The following is a 9,316-nucleotide window of genomic DNA, read 5'->3' as shown; positions in this document are numbered from 1 at the left end:
CGACCCCCAGCCACCGGTTGACGTCCAGCCGGCTGGCGCCCGGCCGGCCAACGGCGTCCAGCCGGCTCCCTCGTCGCCGGCTGTTCTCCCGCCCCCGCCGGTTCCGTCCGCGGCCTCGGCTCCATCCGCCCCGCCGGCTCCGCCCGCCGTGCCGGCCTCGGCTCCGCCCACCCCGCCGGCTCCACCTGCCGTGCCGGCCTCGGCTCCGCCCGCCCGGGCTGGCGCCCCGGCCTCGCCGACGCGCCAGCCCGGGCTCCTTGTCGACTACGGTGAGTTCGGTCCCGATGACGGTTCGCCGGTGGTCCCGCGCCTCGGGCACGAGTCGCCGCCGTTGCCCCGCCGGGTCCGCGGGCGTTTCCCCAGGCTCGCGTCGCATCGGGCGACCCCGCCGTCACTGCTGGACCCGGTGCTGCGCGGCCTGCTCGCGAACCATCCGCGGGCCGACGTCGGCCCGGTCTACCAGGCCTTCGAGACCGCGGCGGGGGTGCACGCCGGCCAGGTCCGCCTCTCCGGCCATCCCTACATCACCCATCCGGTCGCGGTCGCGAGCATCCTCGCCGATCTCGGGATGGACACGCCGACCCTGTGCGCCGCGCTCCTGCACGGCACCGTCGGCCAGGCCGGCATGACGCCTGAGCGCATCCAGGACGAGTTCGGCGACCACGTCGCGCTGGTGCTCGACGCGGTGATGAAGCTGCACCGGGTGAAGGTCGGCGAGGCCGCCCAGGCCGAGACGATCCGGCGGATGGTGGTCGCGATGGCCCGCGACCCCCGGGCCCTCGTGATCAAGCTTGCCGCCCGTCTGCACAACATGCGCACGCTGCGCTTCCTGCCCGAGCACAAGCAGGAGCGCAAGGCCCGGGAGACCCTGGAGATCTACGCTCCGCTGGCCCACCGGCTCGGGATGAACTCGCTGAAGTGGGAGCTGGAGGACCTCGCCTTCGCGACGCTCTACCCGAAGCGCTACGACGAGATCGTCCGGCTGGTGGCCGACCGTGCGCCGAGCCGGGACACCTACATCACCGCGGTGGTGACGCAGGTGCAGGCGCACCTGGCCGAGGCGAAGATCAGGGCCGTCGTCACCGGCCGGCCCAAGCACTACTACTCGATCTACCAGAAGATGGTGGTCCGCGGCCGGTCCTTCGACGACATCCACGACCTGGTCGGTATCCGGGTGCTGGTCGACTCCCTGCGGGACTGCTACGCCTCCCTGGGCACCATCCACGCGAACTGGAAGCCGATCCCGGGCCGGTTCAAGGACTACATCGCGATGCCCAAGTTCAACATGTACCAGTCGCTGCACACGACGGTGATCGGCCCCGAGGGCAAGCCCGTCGAACTGCAGATCCGCACGCACGCGATGCACAACCGGGCCGAGTACGGGATCGCGGCGCACTGGAAGTACAAGGAGGACGGCGTCGGCGCCCGGCCCTCCGGGGAGAGCAGGGCGGGTGCTCTCGGGCTCGCCGACGGCGGCTCCCGGGGCGGCGGCCGTTCCCGGCGCGCCTCCGCGGGGGGTGACCAGACCGCCTGGCTGCGCCAGATCCTCGACTGGCAGCGGGAGAGCGCCGGACCCGGCGAGTTCCTCGACAGCCTGCGGTTCGACCTGCACACCGACGAGGTCTTCGTGTTCACCCCCAAGGGGGACGTGATCGCGCTGCCGGAGGGGGCGACCCCGGTCGACTTCGCCTACGCCGTCCACACCGACGTGGGCAACCAGTGCGTGGGCGCGCGGGTCAACGGCCGGCTCGTCGCGCTGGACACCCCGCTGGACAACGGGGACACCGTCGAGATCTTCACCTCCCGGGCGCACTCGGCGGGCCCGAGCGAGGACTGGCTGACCTTCGTCCGTTCCTCCCGGGCCCGTACGAAGATCCGTCAGTGGCACGCGCGGGAGCGGCGGGAGGACGCCATCGTCGCCGGCCGGGACGCGATCGCCCGGATGATGCGCCGCCACGGCCTGCCGCTGACCCGCCTGATGAGCGGCGACACGCTGCCCAGCCTGGCCAAGGACCTGCGCTACCAGGACGTCTCCGCGCTGTACGCCGCGATCGGTGAGAAGACCATCAGCGCCCAGCACGTGGTGGGCCGCCTGCTGGCCGCGCTGGGCGGGCCGGAGGGCGCGGCCGAGGACGTCGCCGAGACCGCGCTGCCCACCCGCGCCCTGCAACGGACGGCCGGCGACCCGGGGGTGATCGTCAACGGCGCCGAGGACGTGTGGTCGAAGCTCGCCCACTGCTGCACACCGATGCCCGGGGACGCGATCGCCGGGTTCGTCACCCGGGGCAAGGGCGTCTCGGTCCACCGCCAGGACTGCCCGAATCTGGCTACTTTGTGTAATAGTTCTCGTGACCGGACGGTGCCGGTCGAGTGGGCCGCCTCCTCGGGGTCGGTGTTCCTCGTCGTCATCCAGGTCGAGGCGACCGACCGCACGCGTCTGCTCTCCGACGTCACCCGGGTGTTGACCAACCACCATGTCAACATCCTCTCGGCGTCGGTGACGACGACCAAGGACCAGCACGCGGTCAGCCGGTTCACCTTCGAGATGGGGGACACCAAGCATCTCGGCCACATCCGGGACGCCGTGCGCTCGATCGACGGTGTGCACGACTGTTACCGGATCGCCTCCGGGGCGAGGTGCTGACCATGCTGGTGCGGTGGGGGGATCCGGCGGTTCCCGGCGGGAGGGGCCGCCGGCCGGGTCCGCGTCGTCGATGTCGCCGTGACGGGGGGCTGTCACCGGCGGACGGCGGGGGCACGGAGCTGTTCCGCGCCGGGGCGCACCGAGGCACCGGGACGTATCGAGGGGGAGCACTATGGACGCTGAGATCGTAGGTGCCGGGATGCAGGGCGCGGCGCTGCCCGCGCGGATGGACCGATCCAGCGGGGGGCAGGCCGGCGGTGGGGAGGACGCCTCACGGACCCTCGCGGCCGCCTGGCTGGCCGGCAGCCGGCTGGCCCACCTCGCCCGCCGGGTGGCGGCGGCCCGAAGTTCGCCCCCGGAGCCACTCGTACCACCCGTCCTGCGGGGGATCATCGACAGGCACTGCCAGCACCATCCCAAGGCCGACGTCGCTCTCATCGTCCGCGCCTACGAGGTCGCCAACCGCCAGCACGCCGGCCAGATGCGGCACAGCGGCGATCCGTACATCACCCATCCGCTGGCGGTCACCGACATCCTCGCCGAGCTCGGGGTGGACACCACCACCGTCGTCGCGGCCCTCCTGCACGACACGGTCGAGGACACCGGCTACACCCTGGAGGCCGTCACGGCGGACTTCGGCCCGGAGGTCGCCAACCTCGTCGACGGGGTGACCAAGCTCGACAAGATGCGTTTCGGGGACGCGGCCGAGGCCGAGACGCTGCGGAAACTGATCGTCGCGCTGGCCAGGGACTACCGGGTCCTGCTCATCAAGATCGCCGACCGGCTGCACAACATGCGGACCCTCGGCTTCAAGTCCCCGCCCAAGCAGGCGCGCATCGCCCGGGTGACGCTGGAGATCCTCGCGCCGCTGGCGCACCGGCTCGGCGTGAACGTCATCAAGCGGGAGTTGGAGGACCGGTCGTTCGCCGTCCTGTATCCCGACGAGTACACCCGGATCCAGGCGGTGGTCGACACCTTCACGGCCGCGGAGGGTGAGTCCGGCCAGCTCGCCTCGGTCGTCGACAAGCTTGCCAGCGGCCTGGCCGAGGCGCGCATCGACGCCAGGGTCTCGGCCCGCACCAGCCACCTCTTCTCGATCTACAAGCGGGCCCAGGAGCGCGGCTTCGAGGCACGGGACTACAACGACATCGCCCGCGTCCTGATTCTCGTCGATTCAATCACCGATTGTTACGAGGCGCTCGGGGAAGTACACGCCCTGTGGCGACCGGCGCCGGGGCGGCTGCGCGACTTCGTGGCCACGCCCAAGTTCAACATGTACCAGTCGCTGCACACCACCGTCATGGACCCGGCCGGCAAGCCCGTCGACATCCAGATCCGTACGGACGCGATGCACCGGCTCGCCGAGACCGGGATCATCGCCCGGCCGGTCGGGCCGTCCGCGGACGGCGCCCGGCTGGAGGGCCTGGCCTGGCTGCACAGCCTGCTCGACTGGGAGGGCGACGCCAAGGATCCCGGCGAGTTCCTGGAGTCGCTGTCGGCGGACCTCGACTCCGACGAGGTGCTCATCTTCACCCCCAAGGGGCGGATCATCGCGCTGCCGGCGCGGTCCACGCCGGTCGACCTCGCCTACGCCGTCCACACCGAACTCGGGCACCGGGCCATCGGCGCGCGGGTCAACGGCCGGCTGGTCCCGCTGCACACCCGGCTGCGCAACGGCGACGTGGTGGAGATCCTGCGCTCGGGGCTGCCGGACGCCGGCCCCTCCGAGGACTGGCTGGATTTCGTCAAGACCTCCCGGGCCCGGGTACGGATCCGCCGTGGGCTGACCAGGCAGCGGCGGGAGACCAGCGGCCAGCAGCCGGATCCCGGACACCCCGCTGACCGGCAGCCGGGACACCCGGATGCCCGCCAGGACGATACCCGGGATCCTGGCCCGCTCCCCCCCGGCAGCCAGCATCCGGACACCGGCACCGGCATCGGCACCGGCGGTGACATCAACAGTGATGACAGTGACTGTGATCACAGTGACAGTGACGGCAGTGACAGTGATGCCGGCAGCGGCGTCGGCGCCGCCCCCAGGGCCGGCACCGGCACCGCCCCGGAAGCCTCCGACCGGCCCGCGGCCACGGCCCCGTGGCCCGCGGCCCCGTGGCCCGTGGCCGCCGCCGTCGGCCCCGCCGCCCCACCATCCCCGGCGGGCCTGGTGAGCCCGCCCGTTCCGGCGGCCCTGCCCACACCGGCACCCACACCGGCGCAGGCGCCGGATCCGGGGGCGCGCAAGGCCCACAGCAGGCGGAGCCGGCGGCGGTCACGGGACATGGACGAGGCCCTCACCTGGGCGGGGACGGCCGCCATCGACGGCCGCAGCGGTGTCCCGGTCCGTCCCGCCCGCTGTTGTCTCCCACTGCCCGGGGACGACGTCGTCGGGTTCACCAGCACGCACAGCCCCGCCGTGTCCGTGCACCGGTTGCGGTGCGTGAACGCCGCGAGCGACCGCCATCGGGTCGCGGTGACGTCCTGGCTCCCGTCGGCCGAGGGCACCTTCCCCGCCGAGATCGCGGTCGAGGCGTTCGACCGCCACGGGCTGCTCGCGGACATCACCGAAATGCTCTCGGATGTGTCGGCCACGGTCCGTTCCGCCTCCTCGATCACCTCCGAGGACCGGGTGGCCCGGGCCCGTTTCACCGTCGAGGTCGCCGGCCCGGCACAGCTGGACGCGCTGCTCGCGGCCGTACGGACGGTCGGCGGCGTCTACGACTGCTACCGTGCCGGCACCAGGCCGGGCTGATCCCCGTCCGCCTGGCGCGCCACCCGCGTGCCGCCCGATACGCCACCGGTGGCCGGCGGGAGCCCGTTCCCACCGGTCACCGGCGTTCAGACCAGAACCCGCAGCTGCTCGTCGAGGTCACGTACCGCCTGGATGCCGCGCCAGGGCGACAGGTGATCACGGATGTGCAGGATGCGGGTCAGGCCGAGCGAGAAGTCCGTCTGCGCCACGATCGCCAGGGCGTCAGCGGCGAACTGGCAGGCCTGTTCGATCTCCCGTTGCTGAATGTGCACCTCGGCGACGGCGCTCAGCAGCAGGGAACGCTTCTTGGTGGTGGTCGGGCTGGTCGTCCGCAGCCCCTCGAGGGCGGTCGCGCGGGCCGCGTCCGGGCGGCGCAGCCGGGTGAAGGTGGTGACCCGCATCCCGTCGAGGCGGGAACGGTCGAAGAACTGCGTCCACACCCGGTCGTCGGCCGGGGTGGCCTGCTCGAAGGCGTCGACGGCGCGGTCGAGCGCGCGCAGCGCCGCGTCGCGGTCCCCCTGGTGGGCCTGCTCCTCGGCCTCCCGGGCGGCCAGCCAGGCGCAGGTCATCGGGCTGCCGCCGTGCGCGGCGTGACGCTGGGCCTCGGCGAGCAGCGCACAGGCCTTGTCCGGCCGTCCGTTCATACTCGACTGGAAGCTTTCGTAGCCGAGCACGCATGCCAGCAGGGCGTCGTCGCCGGTCTCCTGGGCGACCTCGGCCGCGACGCGGTAGTAGGCGCGGGCGTCGGCGCTGTTGCGCATGTCGAAGGCGAGCCAGCCGGCCAGCGCGGCGGTCTCACCGGCGGTGACAGCCAGCGCCTGGCGCACCGCCGAGCGTGGCGCGGCCTCCAGTAGACGGCTGAGGGCGGCCAGCTGCGCGGTCACCCGTTCCATCAGCCGGTGGGCCGGTACCCGCTCCTCCAGCCCGAACAGGCCGGCGGTGCGGGCGGAGAGACTGCCGACGACCGACGGGGTGGCCACGGCCTGCTGCCGTAATGCCACGGAAAGTCGCTCCCATGGCGGCCGGGTGTCAGGCGACACGGTCGTGGCGTCCTCGGCCGCCGCGACCAGCCGGAGGAAGGGGCGCTGTTCCGCGCCCGGCCGCGACGGCCCGGACAGGTGCGCCGGCCTGGGCCCGGCCGCGATGTCACCGACAGTACCGACGATGTCGGCGGTGCTGGTAGTACCGGCGGTGTGGGCGGTGTCGTTCTCGATGAACCCGAGTTCCCCGGATGTTCGCTGAAAGAGAGCTCCCAGCAGCCGTTGGTAACGAAGACTGGGCTTCTTGTCGCCTTTCTCCCACTTGCAGACCATGTTGCCGGTGACGCCGGCCTCACGCCCTTCGCGGCTGGCGGCGAAGTCACGCAGCTCCATGGCCAGTTGTTCCTGCGACCAGCCCCGTTCCTCCCGGCAGTTTCGCAGCCGGATGTTGGGGGTGCGTACGGACGGACGGGAAACGGCAGTCGTAAGGGCACTGCTCGCCGGAGTCATCGTCTGCCTTTCGCCGTCCATCAGCCCCCGTATGGCCCCCCGGTAAAAGAGTTTATCCATGGCCTTATGGCCGCTGGTCGCCGCCCTCCCACCGCCTGTGGCAGCCGCCGGCCGCTGCCCCGCGTCCCGCCGCCATGCCTTGTGCGGTAATGACCTGGTTGTACGGCAGCCGGACGGCGGCAGCACGCCGTTCCGTCCGGCCTCCGGGCGGCGCCCTTCGCGCGGCTGGACGGCTCCGGTCCCGCGGCCCGGCCCGTGCGTTCCAGAATCATTTCCCGGCAATTTTGTTATCGGCGACACAGTTGACGACATGGTTGATGGCACGTCAGCGCCCCGCCGGCCGCCGTTTACTGAATGTGCGTACATGGCGGAGCGCGGATGGCAGGGCGCGGGCACCGGAGAACAGCACCCGGCCGCCCGTCGGCGCGCGGTGGGAAGCGCACCGGCCGGCACCGGTACACATGCATGTGGATTCCCGCACATGCGGTGATGCCGGGTGCTGTCGGTCACATTCGCAGGCGGGAAATGGATGCTTCCGAGCGCGCTCGGTGAGCTCCGGTGACGGCCTGCGGCAGGCAGCCCGTAGAGTCTGTCCTGTGCGTGCAGGCCTCTTCGATGACGCTTCACCGTCCCCGGCGAATCGCCGTCCGTTACGAGCCTGGCAGGAGGCCGCCCTGGCCACCTACCGGACCCGGGCGGGCTCCGGCGCACGCGACTTCCTGGCCGTCGCCACCCCGGGCGCGGGCAAGACGACCTTCGCGCTGCGCGTCGCGTCCGACCTGCTGCACGACGGCGTGGTGCGCGCGGTCACGGTGGTGGCGCCGACCGAGCACCTGAAACGGCAGTGGGCCGACGCGGCGGCGGAGGTCGGCATCTCCCTCGACCCGGCCTTCCGCAACACCGCCGGGGCCACCTCCTCGGACTACACCGGCGTGGTGCTCACCTACGCCCAGGTGGCAGCGCATCCCGCGCTGCACCGGCTGCGCTGCGAACGCCGCCGCACCCTGGTGATCCTCGACGAGATCCACCATGCCGGCGACGCCCTGTCCTGGGGTGACGCCGTCCGGGAGGCGTTCACCCCCGCGACCCGGCGCCTCGCGCTCACCGGCACCCCCTTCCGCTCGGACGTCAACCCCATCCCGTTCGTCACCTACCTGCCCGGGCCGGACGGAGTGACGCGCAGCGTCGCCGACTCCTCCTACGGCTACGCCGACGCGCTGCGTGACGCGGTGGTGCGCCCGGTGCTGTTCCTGGCCTACTCCGGGGAGATGACCTGGCGGACGAGCGCCGGGCACGAGCTGTCCGCCCGGCTCGGCGAGCCGCTGAACAACGAGCAGACCGCCGCGGCGTGGCGCACCGCCCTCGACGCCCGCGGCAACTGGATCCCCGCCGTCCTCGCCGCCGCCGACACCCGGCTGTCCCAGATCCAGGCCGGTGGGATGGCGGACGCCGGCGGGCTGGTGATCGCCAGCGATCACGCCAGCGCCCGCGCCTACGCCGGGATCCTGCGCCGGGTCAGCGGCACCGAGCCGGTGGTGGTGCTCTCCGACGACCCCACCGCCAGCTCGAAGATCGCGAATTTCCGGGAGTCGCGGCAACGGTGGATGGTCGCCGTCCGGATGGTCAGCGAAGGCGTGGACGTCCCACGTCTGGCCGTCGGGGTCTACGCCACCTCCGTGGCCACCCCGCTGTTCTTCGCCCAGGCCGTCGGCCGGTTCGTCCGCGGCCGGGGCCGGGCGGAAACCGCCTCCGTCTTCCTGCCCAGCGTTCCGACGCTGCTCGCGCTCGCCGGCGAGATGGAGGTCCAGCGTGACCACGCGCTGGACAAGCCCCTGCGCGAACCGGACGCCTTCGACGACGCCGCCCTGCGCGAGGCCAACCGGCGCCGGGACGTCCCCGACCTGCCCGAACGGTCCTTCACCGCGCTGGGCTCCTCGGCGCATCTCGACCGGGTCATCTTCGACGGCGGCGAGTTCGGCACCCAGGCCGCCGCCGGCTCCGCCGAGGAGGAGGACTTCCTCGGGCTGCCCGGCCTGCTCGAGCCCGACCAGGTCGCCGTCCTGCTCAAACAGCGGGAAGCCGCCCAGCTCGCTGCCCGGCGCCGGCAGGAGCGCACCGAGGGCCGCCAGGACCCCGCCGGCCGCCCCGCCCCGGGCGCCTCCGGACAGACGGTCCCGGCGGCCCGCGCCGCCGAGGCGGACAGCCCGGCCGCGCAGGCCACGGACAACCGTCCGACCCACGAGGTGATCGCCGAACTCCGCCGGGAGCTCAACCGGCTGGTCGCGGCCCACCACCACCGCACCGGCCGCCCGCACGGGGCGATCCACGGCGAGCTGCGACGGACCTGCGGCGGCCCGGCAACCGGCCAGGCCACCGCCGCCCAGCTACGCGCCCGCATCGACACCGTCCGCCGTTGGGGGCCCCCCGGATAGC

4 protein-coding genes are annotated in these 9,316 nt (G+C 72.7%); 3 read left to right on the top strand and 1 reads right to left on the bottom strand.

All coding sequences use genetic code 11. The features are described 5' to 3' along the window. The first annotated feature begins 406 nt into the window (after positions 1-406). Complete coding sequence (locus AC5LUJ_RS12960) at positions 407-2,644, top strand: RelA/SpoT family protein (RefSeq protein ID WP_493465001.1); 2,238 nt, start codon at positions 407-409, stop codon at positions 2,642-2,644. A 172-nt stretch (positions 2,645-2,816) separates the two neighbouring features. Next, positions 2,817-5,393 carry a RelA/SpoT family protein gene (locus AC5LUJ_RS12955; protein WP_250284384.1) on the top strand — a complete coding sequence of 859 codons (2,577 nt, stop codon included), beginning with the start codon at positions 2,817-2,819 and terminating at the stop codon, positions 5,391-5,393. Positions 5,394-5,479: 86 nt separating this feature from the next. On the opposite strand, the gene AC5LUJ_RS12950 is transcribed toward AC5LUJ_RS12955, so the two are convergent. Next, positions 5,480-6,904 carry a helix-turn-helix domain-containing protein gene (locus AC5LUJ_RS12950; RefSeq protein ID WP_250284381.1) on the bottom strand — a complete coding sequence of 475 codons (1,425 nt, stop codon included), beginning with the start codon at positions 6,902-6,904 and terminating at the stop codon, positions 5,480-5,482. Between the two features lie 575 nt (positions 6,905-7,479). On the opposite strand from AC5LUJ_RS12950, the gene AC5LUJ_RS12945 reads away from it, so the two are divergent. After that, a complete protein-coding gene (locus AC5LUJ_RS12945; RefSeq protein WP_250284379.1) occupies positions 7,480-9,315 on the top strand; it encodes a DEAD/DEAH box helicase in 1,836 nt (611 codons plus the stop codon). The last annotated feature ends 1 nt before the right edge of the window (position 9,316 follow it).

It is taken from the genome of Protofrankia sp. CiP1_Cm_nod3 (genome assembly GCF_982290655.1).
Note: the sequence above shows the minus strand (reverse complement) of the source record. Positions and strands in the feature narration are given on the sequence as shown.

What these genes read in the sequence shown, in the direction of transcription:
- AC5LUJ_RS12955 (WP_250284384.1), top strand. Translation starts at nt 2,817, where the DNA reads ATGGACGCTGAGATCGTAGGTGCCGGGATGCAGGGCGCGGCGCTGCCC.
- AC5LUJ_RS12950 (WP_250284381.1), bottom strand. Translation starts at nt 6,904, where the DNA reads ATGGACGGCGAAAGGCAGACGATGACTCCGGCGAGCAGTGCCCTTACG.